Source organism: Buttiauxella ferragutiae (assembly GCF_022637515.1).
Taxonomy (GTDB): domain Bacteria; phylum Pseudomonadota; class Gammaproteobacteria; order Enterobacterales; family Enterobacteriaceae; genus Buttiauxella; species Buttiauxella ferragutiae.
In genome coordinates this window covers 1,360,065-1,386,768 of the sequence record NZ_CP093332.1, presented here as the reverse complement: position 1 = coordinate 1,386,768, position 26,704 = coordinate 1,360,065, and the positions used below count along the sequence as shown (strand labels likewise).

Here is a 26,704-nt window from a genome sequence, read left to right as displayed (position 1 = left end):
GATTCTATGCGCGCAGATATTCGACTGTGTAATTCCCCGATCCTACGTTGGCAACCCCGCTGGTTCCCTGCTGTTTGAGGTCCACGTCCTGAGCTGAAAGCAGTTCTCCCAGGCTCGAAAGTTTGATGGTGGCATGCGTGTTATGCGGCACCGTAACATTTAGCGTCACTCTTTCATCCAGTACCTTCCAGCCAACCGCAATTTCGCCGTAAATAGACTGATAAGTCGCATCAACAAAAGACAAACCACCACCGATAGTCGGCTCGATAATCACATGCTTAAAGCCCGGCTCATCGGCGTCAGCCTCAATCCCCGCTACAGAGCGATATAGCCACTCCCCCACCGCGCCATACGCGTAATGGTTAAACGAGTTCATATCTGCGCTCCACATTGTGCCATCGGGTTTCAGGCCATCCCAGTGCTCCCAAATGGTCGTCGCGCCAGCTTTTACTTGATATAACCAGGAAGGGAAATCCTCTTTTAGCAACAGCTCCCACGCCTCTTTTTCTCGCCCATTCTGGCTTAGTGCATGGCAAAAATAAGGTGTCCCGACAAAACCCGTCACCAAATGCCCATCATGTTCACGCAGCAGTTCAACCAGCGTATTCACCGTGCGTTCGCGGAACGGTTCCGGCACCAGGTTAAAATAGAGCGCCAGAATATGCGCAGTCTGGGTTCTCGCCGCCAGCCTGCCTGATGGCGTGAAAAATTCCTCCTGAAAACGCTGGACGATTTGCTGGTGCAAGGCACTGTAGCGCTCAAAATCTTCTGTTCGATTCAACGCTTTGGCAGCCCGGCTGAATAACTCGGTGGAATGGGCAAAATAGGCCGTGCAGACAAGATCCGTCGGCGTCGCGCCAAAATAGCTCCCTTCTTTGGCATCCAGCGCCACCCAATCGCCAAATTGCAATTTATAGCGCCATATCAGGTTCTCTGAATGAGTAAGCATGAAATCCACCCAGCCTTTCATGCTCTGATACTGGTTTTCCAGAATCCGCGTGTCGCCGTACATCAGGTACATCGTCCACGGATTAATCACCGCAGCATCCGCCCATGCCGCCGCAGAGTGCGTCCCACCTGCGGCCAGGTTGATATCATTCGCGCAATGCCCGGTGAGGATATCAGGTACCACATGCGGTACGCCGCCTTCTGGCGTCTGGTCATGTCTCAGATCCCTGAGCCATTTAGCGAAGAAGTTACGCGTGTGCATCAGATAGCTGGCAGTACGGCAAAATATCTGCGCATCACCGGTCCACCCCAGCCGTTCATCACGCTGCGGGCAGTCGGTTGGGACATCAACAAAATTGCCTTTTAATCCCCACAAAATATTGTGGTGTAGCTGGTTTAAGTCTTCATTTGAGCAGTTGAAATGCCCGGTATGTGCCATGTCAGAATGGAGTACCAGCGCTCTGAAATTCTCAGGCAATATCTTGCCAGGGTAGCTTTCGACTTTAACGTAACGGAACCCCTGGTAAGTAAACTGAGGATGATAGACCTCCTCCGCATCGCCTTTTAACACATACTCCACGCGCTGTTTCGCAGAACGCAGATTATCCAGATAGACATTGCCCTCAGCATCCAATGTCTCGAAATGGCGCAAGATAACTTTGTCACCGAGCTTGCCACTCACTTTAAATTCGACCCAGCCACTGAGATTTTGCCCAAAGTCGATAACCGTATCGCCTTGCGCAGTAGTGATAATGGCAACCGGCTCAAGTGCAGATATTTTTTCCACCTTGCAGGCACTCTGCGCGGTAAGCACTTTTTTATCATAAGGAATAAGGCTGACAGGCCGCCAGTAAGAGGCATCATAACCGGTATTATTCCAGCCTTCCCGCTCAAGGCTTGCGTCGCAAATTTCACCGTCATAGATTTCCGAGAACAGAATTGGTGAATCTTCCCCATGCCAGGAATCATCTGTCACGACAATCTGCTGGGTTCCATCCAGGTAGTGAATGACTAACTGGCAGATCAGTGCGGTTTGTTCACCATAATAATTTCTGTCACGGGTAAAACCCATATCGCCTTTAAACCAGCCCGCCGCTAGCTCCGCGCCAATAACGTTATCGTCACGCTGGAGTTGCTCACTCAAATCATAAGTTTGATAAAGCAGATGGTGATGATAGCTAGTCCAGCCTGGCGTCAGCACATCATCACCGACTTTTTGACCATTGAGATAGAACTGATAAAGCCCTAATGCGGAGACATGTAAATAAGCAGAAGCAACTGCACTGCCTTTATTGAGTGAAAATGGTTTTCTCACTAATGTGACTTTAGAATTATCTTTATCAGCGGAATTCTCAGCAGAAATAAAATCACCTGACCACGGGGTATCCATCATCCCGGTAATAAACTCAGCGACTGCACTCCACGGGCTTTCCTCTCCGTGGTTATCGTTAATTCTCACCCGTACAAAATAACGCGTTGAAGGATGCAGCAAAATGTCATTAATATTAACATTCGCCGAAGCATCACTATTTATCAATCCACTATCAAATAAAATAACGTCGAAATATTTATCATGACTAACCTGTAACTGATAGCAAATTTGCTTAACACTCTGTTGATCACTGGCAATTTCCCAACCGATAACCGGAAAGTTATCGACTCCCGATAAAGACAATTCATAGTCAAGCGTGATCTTTTTTACTGATAGCATAATGATATGCTCCTTAGATTACTGAATATTTATACGAGATAATTATTTTGTCTGAATGGCCTCTACGGGCAAGGTCGATGCTGTAATCTGTTTCTCGGTAATCATTTCTCCTTCGCTGGAGAATTCATTACGTTGTTGGCGATGGAAACACAACCAGCCTATAAACATGCCTAATGCAACAATCGAAGTCAGAATGGTGTACAACGCCACCGGTCCGGCATCGAGTAATACCGGTGTGACAAAAGCTAATAAAGCACATGATAAACGAGCGACACCCACAATCGCGCCCTGCGCCGTTGAACGTAACATGGTCGGGAATGACTCTTGCGACCATACTTTCATAATTCCTTCAAAAGCCATACCGCTACCGGTAGCCGTAAATAAAAGGAAGCAGAACCATGATAACTGAGAGAAATTAAGCAACACCGGCATCAAGAAACCACCGGCAAAAAAGAATGCGCCAATAATAAACACCAGCATCCTTTTTGAGGTATCGACCATCTTCATAAATAACAAACCGGACAACACGCCCACCGGCATTAACAACAGGTTCCAGAGAGAATTTTCTTCAACCGTAATACCAACCACATTCACCGCGACATAAGTCCCGAATTGCCCACCGGTATTTGCCGCCAGATTGACCAGCGTATAAAAAAAGCATAATGCGACAAACGGCCATAAGTACTTCCCATGCAGCAAATCTTTAAACGATGACTTTTGTGCGCGAACGGTTGTCGCACCTCGACGGTTCTCATCACGAGCAACCAGCCACATCGGTGATTCAGGAATAGTCCAACGCAACAGCAGTAATACGGCGGCGACAATACCGACATGGAGATACATAATTTGTGCCCCCAATTGCCCCCAACCCCCAACAACGGCTGAAACTCCCATCGTGGTACTGATGCCCACCAGCCAAAGAAGATTGGATAAGCCGATTATCTTGCCGCGGTTGTTATCGTTGGCAGCCTCTGCAATGGTTGCTAAAGAAACCGGTAAATCAGCACCTGTCGCCAGACCAACAAACATTGTCCCAGCCAGCAACACGACAAAGACTTCACCGAATGCCAACATCAGCGACCCCAGAACAATCATTGCCATGGTGGCAATAAACACTTTTCGCCTGCCAAGGCGATCCCCCAGCCGGCCACCTAAAAATGCCCCGATAGCAATGCATAGCGTTAACACGCCTGAAAGGACACCGATATCAGCAGAAGTAATACCAATAGCCTTCTGATAAATAACTAAAGCGGTACCATTGGAAACTATAGCGGCCGAGTCGATATAAGAAGCCATCCCTGAAACCACCCCAACATACCAGGGGTTAGTTACTTTCAATTTGCCCATATTATTTACTCCATTAAATTATGACTTACATCATGTGTTACTTCTTCCCATGAAAATAAAAACACATTCGTATAAAGGATTAATACAATGATATTTATGACTCTGCTATTGAAAAACTTAGATGTCTTTCTTGTGTAGGGGTGCGGGAAAATCTCTTCTTATAAACATCAGTCAATCGAGAGGCATTAACATATCCACAAAATAAGGCAACATCTCTTATTGGCCAGTCAGTCGTGCGTAACAGTTCCTGAGCTTTTAACAGGCAACAAATTTGCTGAAATTTCTCAGGCGTGGTACCTGTGATCTGTTTAAAAAAACGAAACATCGTGCGTTTAGCCATGCCACACTCATCACATAGATTGCTCCAGTTAATGTTCTTCGCGTAATTTTGTCGCACATAATTAATAATTTTTTGTCCGCTATTCTCTATGCTTCGATTTCTTTCACCTTTGCGTGCAATGCAACGGCACAACAAAGAAATTATTTCCAGAATAACCGCCTCCGTTGTCGAGAAGTAAATCGCATCAAAAGGATCATCACGCCTCGCCGTGACCCCATCGGTTAACAATACGATTTTATCCAGTTCACTTTCGGTTAAAGAGAGAAACTCTCTCGATGGAGGACGGATACTTTCCCTTACCACATCAAGCAATACATCAATATTATGTATAAAACTAAAATGCCGGTCTTTATGAAACAGAAGATTAATCAAAGAAAGATTATTGGTCGACTCGTAGTAGTGCGTGTCATTTGCAGAAACAAAAAAGAAGTCTCCCGCATAAACCAACTCCACCTGATCATTAATAATATGAAAACCACTGCCACCGCGAACAATAACCAGCTCATCAAAATCATGACCATGAACATCCGCCACCTCCTGATTATTCAACATGAATAAACAGAAAGCGTGTGCCTGTGAGAGAAAAAAGTCCTCTGGTTGTTTAATTTCCATCTATTCACCTGCCAATTATTTATTACATCGTGGTGATAGAGATATTAGAGCTTAATATTAATGACAAGTCATTATAGTGAAATGGCACTACAGCGTAAGTCGCCGTGACATTACTATCATTTTTGCCGATTAACTCAGCATCGGGAGGATAACTGCGAGGGGAAAAGGTTTTGCAGAGCGTTATCTACAAAACCATTTTGAACTTAGATGCCGGAACCTTGCGAATAACTCTCTTCGCCAAAAACGCCGGTTGATAAATAGCGGTCGCCACGATCGCAGATAATTGCCACCACCACAGAACCAGGGTTTGCCTGCGCTACACGCATCGCGCCAGCAACTGCACCGCCAGAACTCACACCGCAGAAAATCCCCTCTTCACGCGCAAGTTTTCGCATGGTTCGCTCGGCTTCGACTTGTGACATATCCATCACCTCATCAACCAGGCTGGGATTGAAAATCTTCGGTAGCCACTCTTCAGGCCAGCGGCGGATCCCCGGAATGCTGCTGCCATCTTCCGGCTGGAGGCCAACAATTTTGACCGGTTTTTCTTGCTCACGCATAAACTGGCTGACGCCGGTTACCGTACCAGTGGTTCCCATGCTGGAAACGAAGTGTGTGATTCGCCCTTGCGTCTGGTTCCAGATTTCTGGCCCGGTGGTGCTGTAGTGCGCATAAGGATTATCGGGATTATTGAACTGGTCGAGAACTTTGCCCTCACCACGCTCATCCATCAAACGCGCCAGTTCGCGCGCGCCTTCCATGCCCTGCTCTTTGGTCACCAGAATCAACTCGGCACCATAAGCCTGCATCGCCGCTTTGCGTTCCATGCTCATGTTGTCCGGCATCAACAGTTTCATGCGGTAGCCTTTCAGGGCAGCAATCATCGCCAGCGCAATTCCGGTATTCCCGCTTGTCGCTTCTATGAGCGTATCTCCAGGCGCGATTTCACCGCGAGCTTCAGCGCGCACAATCATCGAGAGTGCCGCTCGGTCTTTTACCGAACCTGCCGGATTATTGCCTTCAAGCTTGACCCAAATTTCACTGCCATTATCAAGGCCAGTGCGTTGTAATTTAACCAGAGGCGTATTGCCAATTGTGCTTTCTAAGGTGTTCACTTGCCTGTCCAAAAAATAAGAAAAGCGGCCACGTGGGCCGCCTTTGCGTGTCGTGTTGTGCGGTAAACTTATCAGGCAGTCTGCGCCAGGTCTACCTGGTCATTAAAAACGCGCTGGATTCGATTCTTCCCTTCATACAAACGTGCATGTTGCAGGCCAACGAACAGACGTTCGCCGCGCACCGGAACATGGTTTTCACGCAAAACCACGGTTAACGGTTCGTCGTACCAGCCCAGTGGCTGAACCACCAACTGCATGTAATGCCCACGCGGGCTGATTTCCAGCACCTGCACCGGCAGCGGTGAATCCAGATTAGTACGGCGGCTAACGTCTACTTCCCACGGGCGTAAGAACAAATCCACCGCGCCCTGATAAGCAGGCGTAAATCCAAGCGGCCAGCGGTGCGCTCCAACATGGAACTGGCTGCCGCGAATGGTGCCTTTCATGCGATTCACTTCACCGAGGAATTCCAGCACGAAGCGAGTCGCAGGTTCACGCCATACCGCTTCCGGTGTATCAACCTGTTCGATATTCCCCTGGCTCATCACTACCACGCGATCGGCGACTTCCATCGCTTCTTCCTGATCGTGGGTGACGAAGACGCTGGTGAATTTCAGCTCTTCATGCAACTGGCGCAACCAGCGGCGTAACTCTTTACGCACCTGCGCATCCAGCGCGCCAAACGGCTCATCAAGCAGCAGAATTTGCGGTTCAACCGCCAGCGCACGCGCCAGTGCCACACGCTGTTTCTGCCCTCCGGAAAGCTGTGCCGGGAAACGATCCGCCAGATGGGCTAACTGCACCATTTCCAGCAAACGCGTCACTTTCTGTTTGATAACCGCGGCTGAAGGACGCTCACGGCGTGGCAAAACCGTCAGACCAAAAGCGATGTTGTCGAACACGTTCATGTGGCGAAACAGCGCGTAATGCTGGAAGACAAAGCCCACTTTACGCTCACGCGCATGAATGCGGCTCACATCGGTGCCATGGAAACTAATGCGCCCACTGTTCTGGTGCTCAAGCCCGGCGATAATACGCAGCAGCGTGGTTTTACCGGAGCCAGACGGCCCCAACAGCGCTACCATTTGACCCGAAGGGATATCAAGCGTGATATCGTTCAGCACCTGGGTGCGACCAAAAGATTTCTTAATATTGGTAATATCAATGCTCATGATTCCCCTCCTGTTGCAGGCGTTTTTCCTGGCTATTCAAACGCCACTGCACCGCACTCTTTAAGAACAACGTAACGATAGCCATCAGGGTCAATAACGCGGCGGCAGTAAACGAGCCGACGGTGTTGTAATCCTGCTGTAGCAATTCAATCTGTAACGGCAGCGAGAAAGTCTCACCACGAATAGAACCGGAAACCACCGACACGGCACCAAACTCGCCAATGGCGCGGGCGTTGGTTAACACCACGCCGTAAAGTAGCGCCCAGCGGATATTCGGTAACGTGACGCGGCGGAACATTTGCCAACCGGATGCGCCAAGCAAAATAGCCGCTTCATCTTCCTGGCTGCCCTGGCTTAACATCACCGGCACCAGTTCACGCACCACAAACGGGCAAGTGACAAAAATCGTCACCAATACCATGCCCGGCCAGGCGAACATAATCTGAATATTATGCGCATCCATAAAGCCAGCAAGCGGGCCGTTGGAGCCGTAAAACAGCAGATAAATCAGGCCTGCGACAACAGGCGAAACCGCAAATGGAATATCCAGCAGCGTCAGTAATAACTGGCGGCCAGGGAAATCAAAACGCGTCACCAGCCAGGCCAGCAAAATACCGAACACCAGATTCACCGGCACGGTAATCAACGCAATCATCACCGTCAGCCAGATGGCGTGTAGCATGTCCGGGTCAACAATATTTTGCAGCGCAGGCATCAACCCTTTCGAGAAAGCCTGCGCAAAAATAGACGCCACCGGCACCACCAGCAGCAAAAACGAAATCAGTACGCCGAGGCCAATCAGCGTCCATTTTCCCCAGTTAAAACCGGTGCGGCGATAGCTTTTCAATTCAGTTACGTCCGTCATCAGTGACCTACCACGCGCCGACCAAAGCGACTTTGCAACGTGTTAATGGTGAACAGCAACAGCAGTGAAGCGGCCAGAATCACCGAAGCAATCGCGCTGGCTGCCGGGTAATCGAACTCCTGCAAACGCACGAAAATCATCAGCGATGTCACTTCGGTTTTCCAGGCGATGTTACCGGCGATGAAAATAACCGCGCCGAATTCGCCAAGGCTGCGCGTGAACGACAGCGCAACACCCGCCATCAGCGCCGGTGAAAGCTCGGGTAAAATCACGCGACGGAAACTCTGCCAGCGCGTTGCGCCCAGGGTTTCAGCCGCTTCTTCATATTCAGGCCCCAGTTCTTCAAGCACTGGCTGAATGGTGCGTACCACAAACGGGATACTGGTAAACGCCATCGCAACGGCAATGCCCAGCCAGGTATAAGTCACTTTAATGCCGAACTGCGCCAGCCATTCGCCGTACCAGCCATTAACCGAAAACAACCCCGCAAGGGTTAAACCCGCCACCGCCGTTGGCAAGGCAAACGGCAAATCCATTAACGCATCCAGCAGGCTGCGGCCTGGAAACTGGTAGCGCGTTAAAATCCACGCCATCAGCATGCCGAAGAAACCGTTGAAGATGGAAGCCACGCCCGCTGACAGCAGCGTCACTTTATAAGCGGCAACCACCTGCGGGTTGGTAATCACTTCCCAATACTGCGCCAGCGTCATCTCAGAGAGTTGCATTACCAGCGCGCTGAGCGGCAGCAGTAAAATCAGGCAAACGAACAGCAAACTGGTGCCGAGACTTAAGGTAAAGCCTGGCAGCACCCGTTTGGAGGCAACAGCAAACATTACTCACGCCCCTTTCCGAGCAGCTTGTCGAACTCACCGCCGCTGGCAAAATGGGTTTTCATCGCTTCAGGCCAGCCGCCGAATTCATCTTCCACGCGGAATAGCTCGGTCTGCGGGAATTTATCTTTCAGCTTCGCCATCACTTCCGGGTTATTCACGCGGTAGTAATAATCTGTGATGATGATTTGCGCCGCCGGGCTGTACAAGAAGTTCAGATACTCTTTGGCGGCTTTTTCAGTGCCGTTGGCTTTAACGTTTTTATCCACCCACGCCACCGGGAATTCAGCCAGAATATTGACCTTTGGGACGATCACTTCGTAGCCGTCTTTTTCGTATTGCTTACTGATGTTATTCACTTCAGATTCAAAGCTAATCAGCACGTCACCCAAACCACGTTCAACAAAAGTGGTGGTTGCGCCACGGCCGCCAGTATCAAACACTTCAACGTTTTTCAGGAACTGCGTCATGTACTGTTCGGTTTTGGCTTTATCGCCGCCGTCAGCTTTGTTCGCCGCACCCCATGCACCTAACCAGGTGTAACGGGCGTTACCGGAAGTTTTTGGATTAGGGAAAATCAGCTTCACGTCCGGGCGAACCAAATCGCTCCAGTCGTGGATGTTTTTTGGGTTACCTTTGCGCACCAGGAATGCCATGGTGGAGTAGAAAGGCGAGCTGTTGTTTGGCAAACGGGTCTGCCAGTCGGCTGGGATCAGGTTGCCTTTGTCATGCAGGATCTGCACATCTGAAACCTGGTTATAAGTTACAACGTCTGCTTTTAAACCCTGCAAAATCGCCAGCGCCTGTTTTGATGACCCGGCATGAGATTGTTTAATCACCAGCTTGTCACCGCTATTTTCCTGCGCCCACTGTTTTTCGAAGGCCGGATTCAGCGCGGCAAACAGCTCGCGAGACACATCATAAGAGCTGTTCAGCAGTTCTGTGGCATGGGCTGAACCTGCCAATAATGCAGAAACAACAAGCGCACTCCAGAGTTTTTTCACAGATGTATTGGCCATTGGGCACCCTTATAATTGTGGTAACGGTCATGCTTTATGGTTACCAGTGTATTTATAACGAGTGTCAAAGCTGTAACGGTTTTATATATCGTTTGGTGATTTGCAATAAGAAAGGGGTATAAGGTTTTTTTGCGGGGATTTGTCGGGCGTCGCGAACGCTAACCCGACGGGTTGTAAGGTGGATAAGCGCAAGCACCATCCACCATTTAATTCTACAGGTTCAATAACTTATCTAATGACGGTGCGAAGTAATAACCGCCGGTCACTGGTCGGGTGAAACGCAACATGTCGTCACGCTTGCCGTCGGTTTCGCCAAACATGCTCAGCAATTGCTGCTCAATGTTATGCAAACGCGCGCAATAAGCGATGAAGTACAGGCCGTGAGCGCCGCTGGCGGTGCCGTATGGCAGGCTCTGGCGCACAATCTTCAGACCTTTACCGTTTTCTTTTAAATCGACACGGGTCAGATGCGACGTGACCGGGCGTTCGTCACCATCAATCTCTTCATTGGCTTCTTTGGTGCGGCCAATGACCATTTCCTGGTCACTAATGCTCATGCGGTTGAGCTGCTTGAGATTGTGTTCCCAACGCTGCACCATCACATAACTGCCGCCGGCATCAATGCCATCGTTAATTACCGCGACTTCACGGCGCGTCTCTTCGCCCTGCGGGTTTTCAGTACCATCAACGAAACCACTGAGATCGCGTTCTTCAATCCAACGGAAGCCGTGGATCTCTTCTTCAATTTTCAGCGCGTCGCCAAATGCCGCGAGTGCCGCTTGCGCCACAGAGAAATTCACATCGTGGCGTAAAGAAAGAATGTGGATCATCACATCGTGCTGGGTCGCTGGTGCCAGGCCTTTGCCTAACGGCGTGAAGTTTTTCAGCTCGCTTGCACCCACGCCGCCACTTAAATCGCGCCACAGGTCATGACCAAATGCCACTACCGCGCCTAAATTGGCTTCCGGGAATTTATCCTGCAAAGCACTCAGTGACTGATTGAAGGTTTTGCAGCCCTGACGAATGGCATCGAAATCGCCCTGAAAACTCGCTTCCAGCCAAACAGCGGCGCGACAATGTTCTGGCAGAATGCCAGTTTGAACACGAGACATGAATCCTCCTAAATGAACACGCCACTCTACGTGGCGTTTATTCCCTGATGATACCCAATCGCGGCGGCGCCTTCTTGAGAAGACGCAAACCCAGGGTTAATTTTTATCGACGCCAGATAATTTTACTGATTTTCCAGTTTTTGAGCGTGTCGTCAGATGGCATCAACTCCGGCGCACCATGCCATTCGCCGCTAAACAGATAGCTAATATGCTGGCTGTTAGGTGCTTTGCACTCAACGCCATCGCTGTCGTCACCGGTCGCTTTGACACACGAACCAAATGCTTTGTCATAAAGAGTGCTAAAGGTGGTGCCAATTTTAACGCCACTATCGGTTTCAATATCGCTATCCAGCACATCGACACGACTGACCGTACCTTTTTCGCCGTTAACCACAACCATCACCGTTCTGTCAGTCATGGCTTCATAGAAGCGCACAATCTCGCCGTTATCGGTTTTCATGCCGCTGCGCAAACGGTAGTTATCGTTCAATGCACTGCTAACGGCTTTTTCATCCATTGGTGTGCTGGCAGTGATTTCACCCACACCTTGCTCGCTCACTTCAAGCGACGAACCGAACCAGTTCATTGGATTTGCCGCAGACCAGTTGACCGAAGACAGCGTCGAGCACCCACTTAAAACCAGTGGCAATCCTATTAGCATCAGGCGCAGTGTTTTCATCAGAAATTCCTTTATTAAGCATGGGGACGCGTTTTGGAGTACAAACTTTCCCAAAAGTGCCAGGTTAATCACGGCTAAGGGTGAAGTAATCGCGTAAACGTTGGCTGCTACACAGCCACCACAAGGCAAAGATATCGGCTATCAGCAGCGATAAAGTCACAGCGGTTAACTCTTCGCCTTGCCATAAAAGCAGCAGTTGCCAGGCCAGAACGATACCCTGCGCGGCAACTAAAACCCAGCGCCAAATCGCCCATAACCGAGGGTGCAAATGGCGACGGCCGCTAATCATGAATGCCAGCGCGGCGGGGATACCGGGCAATAATCCAAACCAAAAAGTATCGCGGTCAGGATAGAACACACTGAGGATGGCATCGCCCTGCTGGCGGGACGCCGCTGCAAGCACCAACACAAACCAGGTTCGTGCCTGCAGCAGGAGAATACACCAAAACAAAATGGGTGTTTTCAGATTACCGTGAGTATCGTAATCCGACGGTGGATACAGCTCAGGCATTAATATTCCTGGTCTTCAATCAGCCGTTTGCCGAGTAGCATCACATCCTGCTGCTCGTACTCGAGCCGCTCATACATGCCAATCACCAGGTCGTTTTCTTCACGCACCATGATTTGAATTTTTGGGCAACCGCGGGCAATCAGCTTTTTTTCCAGCCGGCTGAGCAGCGCATTGGCGATGCCGCGACCACGAAATTCTGGGTGCACGCCGAGGTAATAAGCGGAGCCACGGTGGCCGTCATAGCCGCCCATTAATGAGCCAACGACTTCGCCACCCACTTCCGCGACTAAGAACAGATCCGCGTCATGATTAAGTTTGCGCTCAATATCCATTTCAGGATCGTTCCACGGACGCAGTAAGTCGCAACGTTCCCAAAGCGTAATGACTTCTTCGAAATCATCCTGGCGAAAAACACGTATTTCCATGGGATCAGCCACCTGAAAGTCTAAAAGCCTGATTATGGCTTTAAGTTTCCGTTTAGCCAATAAGCAGCGAAAAAATGGCATACTAGCCACTCATTCATTTTTCGAAATAAAAATTCCGGAAAATGCTTGTCGTTTACCCTTTGCCGATACGCTATAAATGCCTATCAGCAATTTTGAAGATAAAAAAACTCGCCGTATGAGCAAAATTAAATCACTGACGCATTTGACTACTCGCCGCCAGCTACTGCTGACTGGTTTGGCTGCCTTAACCTTAACAGGCGTAAATAAGGCTTTGGCCAGTTCCGAAGCTAAACCCCTTAAAACCACCACTAACCACAGCAAACCGACGAAAAAATCTGGCGCTCGCCGGGTGGTGATGCTCGACCCAGGTCACGGCGGTATTGATACCGGCGCGATTGGTCATAATGGTTCCAAAGAGAAACATGTGGTACTGGCCATTGCTAAAAATGTGAGAAACATTTTAAAAAGTAATGGGATAGAGGCCAAACTCACACGTACCAGCGATGAATTTATTCCGCTATACGATCGCGTTGAAATCGCCCATAAACACGGTGCCGATCTCTTTATGTCGATTCATGCCGATGGATTTACCAACCCATCCGCAGCCGGTGCGTCGGTGTTTGCCCTTTCCAATCGTGGCGCCAGTAGTGCGATGGCAAAATACCTTTCTGATAAAGAAAACGCCGCCGATGACGTCGCGGGCAGCAAAGTGAAACACAAAGATCAGTATTTACAGCAGGTTCTGTTCGATTTGGTTCAAACCGATACCATCAAAAACAGCCTGACACTCGGCTCACATATCCTCAAACAGATAAAGCCAGTGCACAAACTGCACAGCCGTAATACGGAACAAGCGGCGTTTGTGGTCCTGAAATCACCGTCGATCCCGTCAGTACTGGTCGAAACCTCCTTCATCACTAATCCCGGTGAAGAGAAACTGCTTGGCACGACCGCGTTCCGCCAAAAAATTGCTAATGCCATTGCCTCTGGCGTCATTAGCTACTTCCATTGGTTTGATAACCAAAAAGCTCACAGCAAAAAACGTTGATGCCTATGAACACGCCTGATATTCATGCCGTAAAACAATTCCTGCTGCAATTGCAGGACACCATCTGCCAACAACTCAGCGCCGTTGATGGTGCCTCATTTGAAGAAGATAGCTGGCAGCGCGAAGGTGGCGGCGGTGGGCGCAGTCGGGTGTTACGTGGCGGGGGTATTTTTGAGCAAGCGGGAGTTAACTTCTCTCACGTTCATGGTGATGCCATGCCTGCATCAGCCACCGCACATCGTCCGGAACTTGCCGGACGCAGTTTTGAAGCAATGGGCGTATCGCTGGTAGTGCATCCGCTCAACCCGTACATTCCCACCAGCCACGCCAATGTGCGTTTTTTCATCGCAGAAAAACCGGGCTGTGAACCGGTGTGGTGGTTCGGCGGTGGTTTTGACTTAACGCCGTTTTACGGTTTTGAAGAAGATGCCGTTCACTGGCATAAAACTGCGCACGACCTGTGCCAACCGTTTGGCGATGACGTATTCCCGCGTTACAAAAAGTGGTGCGACGATTACTTCTTTATTAAGCATCGCAACGAACAGCGCGGTATTGGCGGCTTGTTCTTTGACGATCTCAACACGCCTGATTTTGCGCATTGCTTTAGCTTTATGCAGGCAGTGGGCAACGGTTATCTGGATGCGTATTTGCCAATTGTCGAGCGACGCAAAGCGTTGCCGTGGGGCGAGCGTGAGCGCGACTTCCAGCTTTATCGTCGTGGCCGTTATGTCGAGTTTAATCTGGTGTGGGATCGTGGCACGTTATTTGGTTTGCAGACCGGCGGGCGTACAGAGTCGATTTTAATGTCGATGCCACCACTGGTGCGTTGGGAATATAACTATCAGCCAGAAGAAGGCAGCCCGGAGGCTGCCTTGTATCGTGATTTCTTGCCGGTTAAAGATTGGGTCTAACCCTGTTGTCGGATGACGCTTACGCTTATCCGACCTACAAGACTCCACCAAACAATCACAACGGAACGGTCTGCGCCTCAACTACCGCCAGCGCCACCATATTCACAATACGACGAACAGAAGCAATCGGCGTTAACACGTGCACCGGTTTCGCCACGCCCATCAGTACTGGCCCGACGGTCACCCCTTCGGAGCTTGAAACACGCAGTAAGTTGTAGCTAATGCGTGCCGCTTCCACGTTCGGCATGATCAGGATATTTGCTGAACCTTTCAGCGGGCTGTCTGGCATACGTTCGTTGCGAATGCTTTCCACCAACGCCGCATCACCGTGCATTTCGCCATCAATTTCCAGCTCTGGTGCACGAGCACGCACCATCTCCAGCGTCGCGCGCATTTTGCAGGCGGCTTTCGAATCGGAAGAACCGTAGTTGGAATGCGACAGCAGCGCAACTTTCGGTTCGATACCAAAGCGGCGCACCGTTTCTGCAGCCAGCAAAGTGATTTCGGTCAACTCTTCCGGCGATGGATCGTCATTGACGTAGGTGTCAGCAATAAAGGTGTTGCCGCTTGGCAGCAACAGCGCGTTCATCGCCCCCGCCGCTTTCACGCCTTCACGGTAGCCGAACAGCTTCTCAACCACACTAAAGTGCTCGTGATATTCACCGATGGTGCCACAAATCATCGCGTCAGCTTCACCACGATGCACCATGATAGCGCCGATCACCGTCGTGTTGCTGATCACCGCACGCTGCGCTTGTTCTTGCGTAATGCCGCGGCGTTTCATGATGTTGTAGTACTCGTTCCAGTACTCTTTGAAACGCGGATCGGATTCGTTATTCACGATTTCGAAGTCGACACCGGCGCGCATTTGCAGGCCCAGTTTCTTCAGACGCATTTCGATAACCGCCGGGCGGCCAATCAGAATCGGCTTCGCCAGGCCCAAGGTAATCAGTTCCTGAGTCGCATGCAGCACACGCGCTTCTTCACCTTCGGTCAGCACCACACGTTTCGGATCTTTACGCGCCTGCGAGAAGATCGGCTTCATAAACAGGTTAGTTTTGTAAACGAACTCGGTCAGTTTTTCGCGGTAAGCGTCGAAATCCTGAATTGGGCGCGTAGCCACACCGGTGTCCATTGCCGCTTTCGCTACCGCTGGTGCGATTTGCACGATTAGACGCGGGTCGAACGGTTTTGGAATCAGGTAATCCGGGCCGAAAGTCAGCTCTTCTTCGCCGTAAGCTGAAGCCACCACATCACTTTGCTCGGCATGTGCCAGCTCGGCAATGGCGTGAACTGCTGCCAGTTTCATCTCTTCGTTAATCGCCGTTGCGCCAACATCCAGCGCGCCACGGAAGATGAACGGGAAGCACAGCACGTTGTTCACCTGGTTTGGGAAGTCAGAACGGCCGGTGCAGATAATCGCATCAGGGCGCACTTCTTTTGCCAACGGTGGAAGGATTTCCGGTTCAGGGTTCGCCAACGCCAGAATCAGTGGCGAACGCGCCATCTTCTTGACCATTTCCTGTGTCATGGCTTTCGGGCCAGAACAACCGAGGAAAATATCCGCACCTTCAATGACTTCAAGCAGCGTGCGCTTGCCGTTATCGTCCACCGCGTAGGCCGCTTTAGTTTCCGCCATGTTGGCTTCACGGCCTTTGTAGATAACGCCTTTCGAGTCGCAAACCACGATGTTGTGTTTCTGGATACCCAACTGAACCAGCAGGTTCATACAGGCAATCGCAGAAGCGCCCGCGCCAGAAACCACCAGGCGGACATCAGAAATATTCTTCTCAACTACGCGCAGGCCGTTAAGCACCGCAGCGGTACAAATGATGGCTGTGCCGTGCTGATCGTCATGGAACACAGGAATGTTCATGCGCTCACGCAGTTTTTTCTCGATGTAGAAACACTCTGGGGCTTTGATGTCTTCTAAGTTGATGCCACCAAAAGTAGGTTCGAGCGCTGCGATAACTTCAATCAGCTTATCCGGATCCATTTCATCGACTTCGATATCAAACACATCGATACCGGCAAATTTCTTGAACAGAACCCCCTTACCTTCCATCACCGGCTTGCCTGCCAGTGCGCCGATGTTGCCCAGACCCAGCACTGCGGTGCCGTTGGAAATCACGCCGACCAGGTTGCCACGTGCGGTGTATTTGTAGGCCGCAAGCGGGTCTTTTTCTATCTCAAGACAAGGTGCCGCCACGCCCGGGGAGTATGCCAATGCCAGGTCACGCTGAGTGGCGAGTGGTTTGGTTGGTGATACCTGAATTTTTCCGGGAGTTGGGAATTCATGAAAATCGAGGGCACTTTGCTTCAGTTGTTCATCCATTTCTTCGTTCCTTTCTTATTACTCTCAAGGGTCGGTAAGGACTTTGTAGGCCACGTAGTATCGCGCTTGCAGGCGCTCTAAACTTTGAACATAGCCATACTATCAGCAACGACTTATAAAAATGTTAGAAAACCAGAACTACTATGTTACCTGGCATTAACAACAATGCCATGCCTATCTGCTATGCTTTTTAGTTATGCCTTTGATGAATTTTCGTCACAAGCAACATGGAGCATGTAAGTAATATTCTGTATTTTAAGGAGATAGTCATGAGCCAGCTAGAGAGTATCAAGAAGTTCACCACCGTTGTTGCCGACAGCGGCGATATCGAATCTATCCGCCATTACCAGCCTATTGATGCAACTACCAACCCCTCGTTATTACTGAAAGCCGCAGGTTTAGCGCACTATCAAACGCTCATTGATGATGCCATTGCTTACGGTAAACAGCGCGGAGACACGCTAGAAGCGCAGGTTGTACAGGCCAGCGACAAACTGGCAGTTAATTTCGGCGCGGAAATACTTAAAAGCATTCCTGGCCGTGTTTCGACGGAAGTCGACGCCCGCCTCTCTTTCGATAAAGAAAAAAGCATCGCCAAAGCGCGCCATTTGATTGCGCTTTATGAAGAAATTGGCATTGATAAATCGAGAGTTCTTATCAAACTCGCTTCAACATGGGAAGGGATTCGTGCCGCTGAGGAACTGCAAAAAGAAGGTATCGACTGCAATCTGACGCTACTGTTCTCATTTGCCCAGGCGCGTGCCTGTGCCGAAGCGGGCGTATTCCTGATATCACCGTTCGTTGGCCGTATCTACGACTGGTATCAGGCTCGTAAACCGATGGACCCGTATGTGGTTGAAGAAGATCCAGGCGTCAAATCGGTGCGCAATATCTATGATTACTTTAAGCAGCATAACTACAACACCATTGTGATGGGCGCGAGTTTCCGCCGCACCGAGCAAATTCTGGCGTTGGTGGGCTGCGACCGCCTGACTATCGCCCCTAACCTGCTGCAACAATTGCAGGAAAGTGATGAACCGGTAGTGCGTAAATTGGTGCCGACTTCGCAAGGCTTCCGCCGTCCAGAACCGATTAGCGAAGCTGATTTCCGTTGGGAACATAATCAGGATCCCATGGCCGTCGAAAAACTCGCAGAAGGCATCCGCCTGTTCGCCATTGATCAACGCAAACTGGAAGATTTACTCGCCGCCAAACTTTGAACGACAACCACGGAGTGAAACATGTCATCTCGTAAAGAGCTTGCTAATGCCATTCGTGCCCTGAGTATGGACGCGGTACAAAAAGCCAATTCGGGCCACCCAGGTGCCCCGATGGGGATGGCAGATATTGCCGAAGTGTTATGGAATGACTTCTTGCACCATAATCCGACGAACCCCACCTGGGCTGACCGGGACAGATTTATTCTCTCCAACGGTCACGCCTCGATGCTGCTCTACAGCCTGTTGCATCTGAGCGGGTATGACTTGCCGATGGAGGAATTAAAAAACTTCCGTCAGCTTCACTCCAAAACCCCTGGCCACCCGGAAATTGGCTATACGCCAGGCGTGGAAACCACCACCGGTCCACTTGGCCAGGGTCTCGCTAATGCCGTCGGCATGGCGATTGCTGAACGCACATTAGGGGCGCAATTCAACCGCCCCGACCATGAAATTGTCGATCACTTTACTTACGTATTTATGGGGGATGGTTGCCTGATGGAAGGCATCTCCCATGAGGTTAGTTCGCTGGCGGGTACCCTCGGTCTGGGCAAACTGATTGGCTTCTACGATCACAACGGCATCTCAATTGACGGTGAAACCAAAGGCTGGTTTACCGACGATACCGCGAAACGCTTTGAGGCTTATCACTGGCATGTGGTGCACGAAATTGACGGTCACGACCCCGAAGCCCTGAAGAAAGCCATTCAGGAAGCGCAGAGTGTTAAAGATAAACCATCGCTGATTATTTGCCGTACCGTCATCGGTTTTGGCTCACCCAATAAAGCCGGTAAGGAAGAAGCGCATGGCTCACCGCTTGGTGAGCAAGAAGTAGCGCTCGCCCGTAAACAATTGGGCTGGAACTATCCGGCGTTTGAAATCCCAAAAGAGATTTATCACGCCTGGGATGCCAAAGAAAAAGGCGAGCAAGCGCAAGCCGTATGGAATGATAAATTCACCGCTTACGCCACAGCTCATCCTGAACTGGCCGCTGAATTTAACCGCCGGATGCACGGAGACATGCCAGAAAACTGGCAGGAAACTACGCAGAACTTCATCGAAAAATTGCAGGCTAATCCGGAAAAAATTGCCACCCGTAAAGCCTCGCAAAACGCGCTCAACGCCTATGGCCCGAGTTTGCCAGAGTTGCTTGGCGGCTCTGCGGATTTGGCTCCAAGTAACCTGACTATCTGGAAAGAGTCCAAATCCATCAAAGAGGACATCGCCGGGAATTACATTCACTATGGCGTGCGCGAATTCGGTATGACCGCCATCGCCAACGGCATCGCCCACCATGGCGGTTTTGTGCCATATACCGCCACGTTCCTGATGTTTGTTGAATATGCGCGTAATGCTGCGCGTATGGCAGCACTGATGAAAGCGCGGCAAATTATGGTGTATACCCACGATTCGATTGGCCTGGGTGAAGATGGCCCAACGCACCAGGCAGTTGAGCAACTCGCCAGCCTGCGCATGACACCAAACTTCAGCACCTGGCGCCCATGCGACCAGGTGGAAGCCGCGGTGGCGTGGAAAACGGCAATCGAGCGGCATAACGGCCCGACAGCTCTGATTCTTTCACGCCAGAACCTTGCGCAAATGGAACGCACGCCAGAACAGGTCAACGCCATCAGCCGTGGGGGTTACATTCTCAAAGACAGTGGCGGTACGCCGGATGTGATTCTGATCGCGACAGGTTCAGAGATGGAAATTACGGTGCTGGCGGCAGATAAGCTGGCGGCTGAAGGCCATAAAGTGCGCGTAGTTTCACTGCCTTCCACCGATATTTTTGATGCGCAGGAAGAGACGTATCGCGAGTCAGTACTGCCTTCTGGAGTTGCTGCACGAGTGGCGGTGGAAGCGAGTATTGCGGATTATTGGTACAAGTATGTCGGCCTGAAAGGGGCAATTGTCGGCATGACCACTTACGGGGAATCGGCACCTGCCGATAAGCTGTTCCCGTTCTTTGGCTTTACCACCGAGAATGTGGTGGCGAAGGCGAAGAAGGTTTTAGGTGTCTGATTCGTTTACACTCTTGTAGGGCGGATAAGCTTGCGTCATCCGCCGTTGTACTCCGGTGCAATTGGCGGATGACACTGCGTTTATCCGCCCTACAATAAATCTTACTTCGTCACCCACAACGTCGGCCACGACGGGCTAGCATTCCAGCCGTCACACGTCGGTTCCTCGGCATAACGCACCAGACGGAAACGTTGCCCGTCGAAACGCCAGCGCGTCGCGACTCCGCAGTCACCGATACCGCGCCCTTTCGCAAGCGTGGTCAGCTCTTTATTGGTTTCGTCGTATCCTGAATTCATCAGTTCAAGTTCGGTGTTACCGCTTGCTGGTGTGAAAGGCAGTTTTAGATGGATTTGCCGTGCAGCGAACGGCTTCTGGCGCGATACCACCCACGCGAGATCGACAATATTGTAAGCTCCTGCCTCACAACCAATCATCAGCAACGCTTTGTCGTCACTGACAGCAAACACGCGAACATCCCGACGCGCAGGATCTAACGAGCATTGGCTGCTATTGATGCGCCAGGATCCATAATCCATTAAGTCGCTGACTTCCACTTGCGTCAATGGCGTCGGTGTTGGGTTAGTCAGTTTGACGGCTTTTAGAGCGGGGGCGGGCGGGACACTCAATGGCGGATCGTCACCTTTTTTGACCCAGGCTGTTTCGCTACCGACGCGCTGTTGCTGGCTATCAATAAACAGCAACGACGCTTTTAGTCCGCTGAGCGAGATGTTTCCTTTCCCTTGTTTCAGGGTAATGGCATCCGCATTGCCGACTTTTTCGAGGAAACCATTTATCGCATCCGCATCACCGGTTTTGAGATGGTGGGGTGTTATCTGCCATTTTTCCGCATCCAACACCAGCAGCTCGCCATCCACTAACAGCTGTGAGGCAATCGGCAGCGCTGTCATGTCGGCAGTGGTCATATTGCCTAAATCGATTCTCAGCGTCGCGTCGGTATGCGCACCGGCACTGCGGGTCAGTGTCATGACCAGACCTTTATGCAGCCCAGAATTACGGGCTGAACAAAAATTTTGGTTGTTGCAGGTGACTTGCCAATCGGAAAACGATTTTTGTGCCGCTGCCGCAAAGGCAGAGTTCGCTATAAAGAATAAAAACAGTAACAGCGATGCTTTGCGCAGAAACATTGGCGACACGTATCCTGAGAAGACGAAGAGAAAAAATGGACAAAATGTGGCGATATCTTCGTCTGGTTAACGTTTGTGCTCAATCAGATTTATCGGATAGATATTGTTAAAAAAACCCATCCATAATCCATTGAATTTTAAACTCTTTAATCCATAAATCCGCGTAATTTCAGCTGTTGTAACAGAATGACTGTTTTTCCATCACGAATTTCACCTGTCGCGACCATTTCCATCGCTTGTTGGAAGGGAATTTCGAGCACATCGATATCTTCGTCATCAATCCCACCACCCGCATTTTCGCGTTGAGCGTCGCTGTATTCCGCCATGTAGAAATGGATTAACTCGGTGACACCGCCCGGCGACATATACAGCTCGAACAATTTTTCAACGTCCCCGACCTCGTAACCCGTTTCTTCGATGGCTTCTTTACGCGCACAAACTTCCGGTTCGTCGGCATCCAACAGCCCCGCGCAAGTTTCAATCAACATGCCGTCAGGGTTACCGTTGACCCACGTCGCGACGCGGAACTGGCGTGTCAGCACCACGGTTTTTTTATCGCGGTTATACAGCATCATAGTCGCGCCGTTACCCCGGTCATAGACTTCGCGTTTATGGCGAATCGCTTCGGAGTCGTTACGGTATAAATCGTAGGTGATATTGCGCAGGATGAAGTAATTATCTGAGAGGATTTTATCTTTGATGACTTCGATTTTAATCGACATACCGTCTCCACAGCGAGTTAGGGGAGCCGATAATCATAGGCTGCTAAGTGGGTAAGCGTCAATTTGATTACCCTCACCCCGGCCCTCTCCCACAGGAGAGGGAGAGAACCGAACCCGTTCCTTCTCCCTCAGGGAGAAGGTCAGGATGAGGGTGGTTACAGACTAAAAGCCATTTTTTACTTCGCTCATATCCGGCAACTTATGTGCAATCCCCTTGTGGCAATCCACACAGGTTTGCCCATCTTTAACTGCTTTATCGTGCATTTTCGCCGCTACAGTTTTCTGCGCGGTGAAATCCATGTAGTCAAAGTTGTGGCAGTTGCGGCACTCTTGCGAGTTGTTGTCTTTCATCCTGCGCCACTCGTTTTGCGCCATCGCCAGACGATGGTCATTAAACTTTTGTGGCGTGTCGATTATGCCAAACGCTTTGGCATACAACTCTTTGCTGGCCTGAAGTTTACGGATAATTTTCGGCACCCACTCGTGCGGGACGTGGCAATCCGGGCAAGTGGCCCGCACGCCGCTACGGTTGTTGTAATGCACGGTCTGCATGTATTCCTCGTAGACGTTGGCACGCATTTCATGGCAGCCGATACAAAATTCTTCGCGGTTAGTCATTTCCATGCCGGTGTTAAAACCGCCCCAGAAAATAATCCCACCAGCGAAGCCAATCAGCAGCAACGTGCCCAGAGCCAGGCGGCTCGGGCGACGCCACCACTGCCATATACGGCGGATGATGCCTGGTTTACCGGTTGATTTATCCATAATGGCCCCTAGTTTCCAAAGCCTTTAGACGGCGTGAAGGTGTTTTCCACAATCGGTGTCGCATCGGTTTGAGGAACATGACATTGCAGGCAGAAATAGCGGCGCGGTGCGACGTTCGAAAGCACTTTGCCATCGCTATCCATGAAGTGCGTCGGGCTGACACGCGGCGCTCCTGTGGCGCGGTAATGTTCAACGCCATGGCATTGCAGGCAACGGTTAGTGTTTTTGCTCACCTGATAACCGTCAACGCTATGCGGGATCATTGGCGGCTGGTTCACGTAGTTGAGCGCCATGCGCCCCTGCTGTTTAGGCATTTTTACCGAACCTTCCGGCGTGCCTGAAACTTCAGGAGATGGTGTGAGATCGACGCTGTTCGCCGCCCACAATGCGCCACTCACCAGCAGCGTCAATGCCGCCATCCATTTGAATAACATTCTGTTTTTCATGATACCCCCCTTACACCTTCGCCAGTTTGACAGCGCATTTCTTATAATCCGTCTCTTTTGAAAGCGGATCGGTCGCGTCGAGCGTCAGGTTATTGACCAGTTGCGCGGCGTCGAAGAACGGCATGTACACCAGCCCCTGCGGCGGCTTGTTACGACCACGGGTTTCGACAATCGAAATCACTTCGCCACGGCGTGAAATCACTTTCACTTTGTCGCCACGACGTAAATCACGCGCTTTGGCATCAAGCGGATGAATAAACAACACCGCTTCCGGGAAGGCACGATGCAGTTCCGGTACACGGCGTGTCATGCTGCCGGTATGCCAGTGTTCCAGCACGCGCCCGGTGGATAACCACAGGTCGTATTCCTGGTCCGGGGATTCTGCCGCAGGCTCAAATGGCAGTGCGAAGATCACCGCTTTGCCGTCGGGTTTGCCATAGAATTTGAAGCCTTCGCCCGCTTTCACATACGGGTCGTGGCCTTCGCTGTAGCGCCACAGCGTTTCTTTACCGTCGACCACCGGCCAGCGTAAACCGCGCGCTTTGTGGTAATCATCAAACGGAGCCAGGTCATGCCCGTGGCCACGCCCAAAACTGGCGTACTCCTCGAACAACCCTTTTTGCAGGTAGAAACCTAACTCGTGGGATTCGTCATTCAACTGCCCTTCAGCCAGTTCCGTGACCGGGAATTTGCTGACACTGGAGTTGGCAAACAGCACGTCAAACAGCGTTTTGCCACGATACTCCGGTTTCTGGTCGAGCAATTCAGCTGGCCACACTTCTTCAACTTTGAAGCGCTTCGCAAACTGAACGAGCTGCCAGAGATCGGATTTAGCCTCGCCCGGCGCTTTAACCTGCTGACGCCAGAACTGGGTGCGGCGTTCGGCATTGCCGTAAGCGCCTTCTTTTTCCACCCACATTGCGGTTGGCAGGATCAGATCCGCGCTTAATGCGCTGATCGTCGGGTAAGGATCGGAGACAATCACGAAGTTGCGCGGATCGCGCCAGCCCGGCATTCGTTCTTCGGTAATGTTCGGCCCGGCCTGCATATTGTTGTTACACATCACCCAGTAAACGTTGAGCTTGCCATCTTTCAGCGCACGGTCTTGTGCCACGGCATGTAAACCGACTTTCGCCGGGATGGTGCCAGCAGGAAGTTGCCAGGTGTTTTCGACGATTTGGCGGTGTTTCTCGTTGGTGACCACCATGTCGGCTGGCAGGCGGTGAGAGAAAGTCCCGACTTCACGCGCCGTGCCACAAGCCGAAGGCTGGCCGGTTAACGAGAACGGCCCACAGCCAGGCTGGGAAATTTTGCCGGTCAATAAGTGGATGTTGTAAACCAGATTGTTAGCCCAGACACCGCGTGAGTGCTGGTTGAAGCCCATCGTCCAGTAAGAAATGACTTTCTTGTTCGGGTCGGCGTACAACTTCGCCAGCGCTTCGAGTTGGTCTGTCGGTACACCGCTCATCTCAGCGGTTTTTTCCAGCGTGTACTCGGCAACGAACGCTTTGTAATCCTCAAAGCTCATCGGCTCGGAGGCATCAGAACCTGGGTTTTTGGCGGCTTTTTCCAGCGGATGGGTTGGGCGCAAACCGTAGCCGATATCCGTCACGCCTTTACGCAGATTCACATGCTGCTTAAAGAACGATTCGTTGATGGCATTGTTCTGAATGATGTAGTTCGCGATGTAGTTAAGAATCGCCAGGTCGCTTTGCGGCGTAAACACCATGCCGTTGTCGGCCAGCTCAAAGCTTCGATGCTCGAAAGTCGAAAGAACCGCGACGTTGACGTTTTCATTCGACAGACGACGGCTGGTGATGCGCGACCATAAAACCGGATGCATCTCGGCCATGTTCGAGCCCCACAATACGAAGGCGTCGGCCTGCTCGATGTCGTCGTAGCAACCCATCGGTTCGTCCATGCCGAAAGTGCGCATAAAGCCCACCACCGCCGAAGCCATGCAGTGGCGCGCGTTCGGGTCGAGGTTGTTAGAACGAAAACCGGCTTTGAATAATTTAGAGGCAGCGTAACCTTCCCAAACCGTCCACTGACCGGAGCCAAACATCCCGACCGCTTCCGGCCCTTTTTCCTTCAGGCTGGCTTTAAATTTTTGTTCCATGATGTCAAAGGCCTGCTCCCAGCTGATGGGAGCGAATTCGCCTTCTTTATCGTACTGGCCGTCTTTCATGCGCAACAGCGGCTGGGTAAGGCGGTCTTTTCCGTACATGATTTTTGGCAGGAAGTAGCCTTTGATGCAGTTAAGGCCACGGTTTACCGGCGCATCAGGGTCGCCCTGGCTTGCCACTACGCGTCCATCTTGTGTGCCGACTAATACGCCACAACCGGTGCCACAAAAACGGCACGGGGCTTTATCCCATTTGATGGCGTCTTGCTTCCCGACAACGGCTCGGGCAACGCTCGGTACGCTAAGACCTGCGGCAGCCGCCGCGGCTGCAATAGCGTTCGCTTTCATAAAGCTACGACGACTGAGTTTCATGGTGTTTCCTCACCTTGCTCATCCTGCTGGTGATAAACCAGCGACACCGCCAGCACACCCGCAATATTGCGTGCCGACTCAATTTGATTCAGCAGCACATCACTGCGCGCTGCCTCCATAACCACGACTAATTTGCCGTGTTCAGCATCACTTGCTGCAACTTCGCTGCCCGGTAGTTCGTTTATTGCGGCGCCAACCGCGAGAATATTGTGGGGTTGGGCCTGAACCACCAGACCTGCGACGTGCCAGTTAGCCTGCATTTGCGTGTCTCATAGTGATGGCTGAAACCGGACAACCGGCAATACATGCGCCGCAAGCGGTGCAATCAGCGTGGTTAAGTAGAGGTTGTGCGATGCCTTGTAGCGAGGGGCGAAAGGCAATCGCCTGAGTTTCGCAACTGTCCTGGCAACTGCGGCACTCGATGCTGTTTCTGGCAAGGCAGTTATCGCCAATCGACAAGGTATGTTCCCAGGGGGAAACCTCGCGTTTAAGAAAGATTTTTTCAGGGCAAGCTTGCGCGCAGGCGTAGCAGAAGGTGCATTCACCGTGGGCAAAGTTAACTTCGGGATAGCCACCCTGACCGCGTTTTAAAACACGTGTTTCACAGGCCGACAGGCAGGCATCGCAGCGCGTGCAATCCACCAGAAAATGGTTTTCATCTCCGCTCCAGGGTGGGCGGAAGGCAGTACCGGAGCGGCGAAAGCTGCCGGTTAATAGTCCACGTCGGGAAAAATCAGCCATAAGGCACATCCTTGCATCACAAAAGCCAGGCTCCACAACGCGAAGCTGGCAAAGATAACTTTGTTATTTCCATACTTTTTATGAGTTTTGTAGGGTGGATAAGCGTTAGCGTCATCCACCATTTACGCCAGTGGTGTCGGATGACGCT

24 protein-coding genes are annotated in these 26,704 nt (G+C 51.1%); 4 read left to right on the top strand and 20 right to left on the bottom strand.

Annotation, left to right across the window (positions count from 1 at the left end; genetic code table 11):
- Positions 1–4: 4 nt before the first annotated feature.
- The 12 genes from MNO13_RS06270 to MNO13_RS06215 form a co-directional block, all read right to left on the bottom strand.
- On the bottom strand, positions 5–2,659 hold the full coding sequence (locus MNO13_RS06270) for an alpha-L-rhamnosidase (RefSeq protein WP_241939656.1): 2,655 nt from the start codon (positions 2,657–2,659) through the stop codon (positions 5–7).
- Between the two features lie 42 nt (positions 2,660–2,701).
- On the bottom strand, positions 2,702–4,006 hold the full coding sequence (locus MNO13_RS06265; RefSeq protein WP_133521998.1) for an MFS transporter: 1,305 nt from the start codon (positions 4,004–4,006) through the stop codon (positions 2,702–2,704).
- Between the two features lie 94 nt (positions 4,007–4,100).
- Entirely contained in the window at positions 4,101–4,958 is an 858-nt protein-coding gene (locus MNO13_RS06260; protein ID WP_064544583.1) for an AraC family transcriptional regulator, read from the bottom strand.
- Between the two features lie 203 nt (positions 4,959–5,161).
- Positions 5,162–6,073 (bottom strand): cysteine synthase CysM, encoded by a 912-nt coding sequence (cysM, locus tag MNO13_RS06255; RefSeq protein ID WP_064544580.1) that lies wholly within the window; start codon positions 6,071–6,073, stop codon positions 5,162–5,164.
- Between the two features lie 71 nt (positions 6,074–6,144).
- Entirely contained in the window at positions 6,145–7,245 is a 1,101-nt protein-coding gene (gene cysA, locus MNO13_RS06250) for a sulfate/thiosulfate ABC transporter ATP-binding protein CysA (protein ID WP_064544579.1), read from the bottom strand.
- A complete protein-coding gene (gene cysW / locus MNO13_RS06245; RefSeq protein ID WP_064544576.1) occupies positions 7,235–8,110 on the bottom strand; it encodes a sulfate/thiosulfate ABC transporter permease CysW in 876 nt (291 codons plus the stop codon). Before cysW ends, cysA begins: the two co-directional genes overlap by 11 nt.
- Positions 8,110–8,943, bottom strand: coding sequence for a sulfate/thiosulfate ABC transporter permease CysT (gene cysT, locus MNO13_RS06240; RefSeq protein WP_064544574.1), 834 nt, complete (start codon positions 8,941–8,943; stop codon positions 8,110–8,112). The genes cysW and cysT overlap by 1 nt, the downstream gene beginning before the upstream one ends.
- Positions 8,943–9,959, bottom strand: a complete 1,017-nt coding sequence (locus MNO13_RS06235; protein WP_064544572.1) for a sulfate ABC transporter substrate-binding protein — start codon at positions 9,957–9,959, stop codon at positions 8,943–8,945. The genes cysT and MNO13_RS06235 overlap by 1 nt, the downstream gene beginning before the upstream one ends.
- A gap of 212 nt (positions 9,960–10,171) precedes the next feature.
- Entirely contained in the window at positions 10,172–11,071 is a 900-nt protein-coding gene (locus tag MNO13_RS06230) for a Dyp-type peroxidase (protein WP_232886273.1), read from the bottom strand.
- Between the two features lie 103 nt (positions 11,072–11,174).
- Positions 11,175–11,750, bottom strand: a complete 576-nt coding sequence (locus MNO13_RS06225) for an RpoE-regulated lipoprotein (RefSeq protein ID WP_064544568.1) — start codon at positions 11,748–11,750, stop codon at positions 11,175–11,177.
- A gap of 64 nt (positions 11,751–11,814) precedes the next feature.
- Positions 11,815–12,261, bottom strand: coding sequence for a DUF2919 domain-containing protein (locus tag MNO13_RS06220; RefSeq protein ID WP_064544566.1), 447 nt, complete (start codon positions 12,259–12,261; stop codon positions 11,815–11,817).
- The gene (locus MNO13_RS06215; protein ID WP_064544564.1) at positions 12,261–12,686 is read right to left on the bottom strand and encodes a GNAT family acetyltransferase; all 426 of its coding nucleotides are present in this window, start codon (positions 12,684–12,686) and stop codon (positions 12,261–12,263) included. Before MNO13_RS06215 ends, MNO13_RS06220 begins: the two co-directional genes overlap by 1 nt.
- Positions 12,687–12,882: 196 nt before the next feature.
- On the opposite strand from MNO13_RS06215, the gene amiA reads away from it, so the two are divergent.
- Both amiA and hemF read left to right on the top strand, forming a co-directional pair.
- The gene (amiA, locus tag MNO13_RS06210; RefSeq protein WP_064544604.1) at positions 12,883–13,755 is read left to right on the top strand and encodes an N-acetylmuramoyl-L-alanine amidase AmiA; all 873 of its coding nucleotides are present in this window, start codon (positions 12,883–12,885) and stop codon (positions 13,753–13,755) included.
- 5 nt (positions 13,756–13,760) lie between these two features.
- Positions 13,761–14,666: an oxygen-dependent coproporphyrinogen oxidase gene (hemF, locus tag MNO13_RS06205; RefSeq protein ID WP_064544603.1), complete on the top strand. Its 906-nt coding sequence runs from the start codon at positions 13,761–13,763 to the stop codon at positions 14,664–14,666.
- Positions 14,667–14,721: 55 nt separating this feature from the next.
- On the opposite strand, the gene maeB is transcribed toward hemF, so the two are convergent.
- Entirely contained in the window at positions 14,722–17,001 is a 2,280-nt protein-coding gene (gene maeB / locus MNO13_RS06200; protein WP_064544563.1) for an NADP-dependent oxaloacetate-decarboxylating malate dehydrogenase, read from the bottom strand.
- 269 nt (positions 17,002–17,270) lie between these two features.
- On the opposite strand from maeB, the gene tal reads away from it, so the two are divergent.
- Positions 17,271–18,221 (top strand): transaldolase, encoded by a 951-nt coding sequence (gene tal, locus MNO13_RS06195; RefSeq protein WP_064544560.1) that lies wholly within the window; start codon positions 17,271–17,273, stop codon positions 18,219–18,221.
- 21 nt (positions 18,222–18,242) lie between these two features.
- Positions 18,243–20,240 carry a transketolase gene (gene tkt / locus MNO13_RS06190; RefSeq protein WP_241939655.1) on the top strand — a complete coding sequence of 666 codons (1,998 nt, stop codon included), beginning with the start codon at positions 18,243–18,245 and terminating at the stop codon, positions 20,238–20,240.
- A 101-nt stretch (positions 20,241–20,341) separates the two neighbouring features.
- On the opposite strand, the gene MNO13_RS06185 is transcribed toward tkt, so the two are convergent.
- From MNO13_RS06185 to napF, 7 genes are all read right to left on the bottom strand, one after another.
- Positions 20,342–21,379 (bottom strand): DUF1176 domain-containing protein, encoded by a 1,038-nt coding sequence (locus tag MNO13_RS06185; RefSeq protein ID WP_370090882.1) that lies wholly within the window; start codon positions 21,377–21,379, stop codon positions 20,342–20,344.
- 152 nt (positions 21,380–21,531) lie between these two features.
- Positions 21,532–22,107, bottom strand: a complete 576-nt coding sequence (gene nudK, locus MNO13_RS06180; RefSeq protein WP_064544556.1) for a GDP-mannose pyrophosphatase NudK — start codon at positions 22,105–22,107, stop codon at positions 21,532–21,534.
- A 162-nt stretch (positions 22,108–22,269) separates the two neighbouring features.
- A complete protein-coding gene (gene napC / locus MNO13_RS06175; protein WP_064544554.1) occupies positions 22,270–22,872 on the bottom strand; it encodes a cytochrome c-type protein NapC in 603 nt (200 codons plus the stop codon).
- An 8-nt stretch (positions 22,873–22,880) separates the two neighbouring features.
- A complete protein-coding gene (gene napB, locus MNO13_RS06170) occupies positions 22,881–23,318 on the bottom strand; it encodes a nitrate reductase cytochrome c-type subunit (protein WP_133522003.1) in 438 nt (145 codons plus the stop codon).
- Positions 23,319–23,328: 10 nt separating this feature from the next.
- Entirely contained in the window at positions 23,329–25,815 is a 2,487-nt protein-coding gene (napA, locus tag MNO13_RS06165; RefSeq protein WP_241939654.1) for a nitrate reductase catalytic subunit NapA, read from the bottom strand.
- Positions 25,812–26,075 (bottom strand): chaperone NapD, encoded by a 264-nt coding sequence (gene napD / locus MNO13_RS06160; RefSeq protein ID WP_064544547.1) that lies wholly within the window; start codon positions 26,073–26,075, stop codon positions 25,812–25,814. Before napD ends, napA begins: the two co-directional genes overlap by 4 nt.
- Positions 26,065–26,556, bottom strand: coding sequence for a ferredoxin-type protein NapF (napF, locus tag MNO13_RS06155; RefSeq protein ID WP_133522004.1), 492 nt, complete (start codon positions 26,554–26,556; stop codon positions 26,065–26,067). The genes napD and napF overlap by 11 nt, the downstream gene beginning before the upstream one ends.
- Between the last annotated feature and the right edge of the window lie 148 nt (positions 26,557–26,704).

What these genes read in the sequence shown, in the direction of transcription:
- maeB (WP_064544563.1), bottom strand. Translation starts at nt 17,001, where the DNA reads ATGGATGAACAACTGAAGCAAAGTGCCCTCGATTTTCATGAATTCCCA.
- cysA (WP_064544579.1), bottom strand. Translation starts at nt 7,245, where the DNA reads ATGAGCATTGATATTACCAATATTAAGAAATCTTTTGGTCGCACCCAG.
- MNO13_RS06265 (WP_133521998.1), bottom strand. Translation starts at nt 4,006, where the DNA reads ATGGGCAAATTGAAAGTAACTAACCCCTGGTATGTTGGGGTGGTTTCA.
- MNO13_RS06270 (WP_241939656.1), bottom strand. Translation starts at nt 2,659, where the DNA reads ATGCTATCAGTAAAAAAGATCACGCTTGACTATGAATTGTCTTTATCG.
- nudK (WP_064544556.1), bottom strand. Translation starts at nt 22,107, where the DNA reads ATGTCGATTAAAATCGAAGTCATCAAAGATAAAATCCTCTCAGATAAT.
- MNO13_RS06230 (WP_232886273.1), bottom strand. Translation starts at nt 11,071, where the DNA reads ATGTCTCGTGTTCAAACTGGCATTCTGCCAGAACATTGTCGCGCCGCT.
- MNO13_RS06225 (WP_064544568.1), bottom strand. Translation starts at nt 11,750, where the DNA reads ATGAAAACACTGCGCCTGATGCTAATAGGATTGCCACTGGTTTTAAGT.
- tkt (WP_241939655.1), top strand. Translation starts at nt 18,243, where the DNA reads ATGTCATCTCGTAAAGAGCTTGCTAATGCCATTCGTGCCCTGAGTATG.
- hemF (WP_064544603.1), top strand. Translation starts at nt 13,761, where the DNA reads ATGAACACGCCTGATATTCATGCCGTAAAACAATTCCTGCTGCAATTG.
- napF (WP_133522004.1), bottom strand. Translation starts at nt 26,556, where the DNA reads ATGGCTGATTTTTCCCGACGTGGACTATTAACCGGCAGCTTTCGCCGC.
- amiA (WP_064544604.1), top strand. Translation starts at nt 12,883, where the DNA reads ATGAGCAAAATTAAATCACTGACGCATTTGACTACTCGCCGCCAGCTA.
- tal (WP_064544560.1), top strand. Translation starts at nt 17,271, where the DNA reads ATGAGCCAGCTAGAGAGTATCAAGAAGTTCACCACCGTTGTTGCCGAC.
- cysT (WP_064544574.1), bottom strand. Translation starts at nt 8,943, where the DNA reads ATGTTTGCTGTTGCCTCCAAACGGGTGCTGCCAGGCTTTACCTTAAGT.
- napB (WP_133522003.1), bottom strand. Translation starts at nt 23,318, where the DNA reads ATGAAAAACAGAATGTTATTCAAATGGATGGCGGCATTGACGCTGCTG.
- napD (WP_064544547.1), bottom strand. Translation starts at nt 26,075, where the DNA reads ATGCAGGCTAACTGGCACGTCGCAGGTCTGGTGGTTCAGGCCCAACCC.
- napC (WP_064544554.1), bottom strand. Translation starts at nt 22,872, where the DNA reads ATGGATAAATCAACCGGTAAACCAGGCATCATCCGCCGTATATGGCAG.
- napA (WP_241939654.1), bottom strand. Translation starts at nt 25,815, where the DNA reads ATGAAACTCAGTCGTCGTAGCTTTATGAAAGCGAACGCTATTGCAGCC.
- MNO13_RS06220 (WP_064544566.1), bottom strand. Translation starts at nt 12,261, where the DNA reads ATGCCTGAGCTGTATCCACCGTCGGATTACGATACTCACGGTAATCTG.
- MNO13_RS06260 (WP_064544583.1), bottom strand. Translation starts at nt 4,958, where the DNA reads ATGGAAATTAAACAACCAGAGGACTTTTTTCTCTCACAGGCACACGCT.
- cysW (WP_064544576.1), bottom strand. Translation starts at nt 8,110, where the DNA reads ATGACGGACGTAACTGAATTGAAAAGCTATCGCCGCACCGGTTTTAAC.
- MNO13_RS06215 (WP_064544564.1), bottom strand. Translation starts at nt 12,686, where the DNA reads ATGGAAATACGTGTTTTTCGCCAGGATGATTTCGAAGAAGTCATTACG.
- MNO13_RS06235 (WP_064544572.1), bottom strand. Translation starts at nt 9,959, where the DNA reads ATGGCCAATACATCTGTGAAAAAACTCTGGAGTGCGCTTGTTGTTTCT.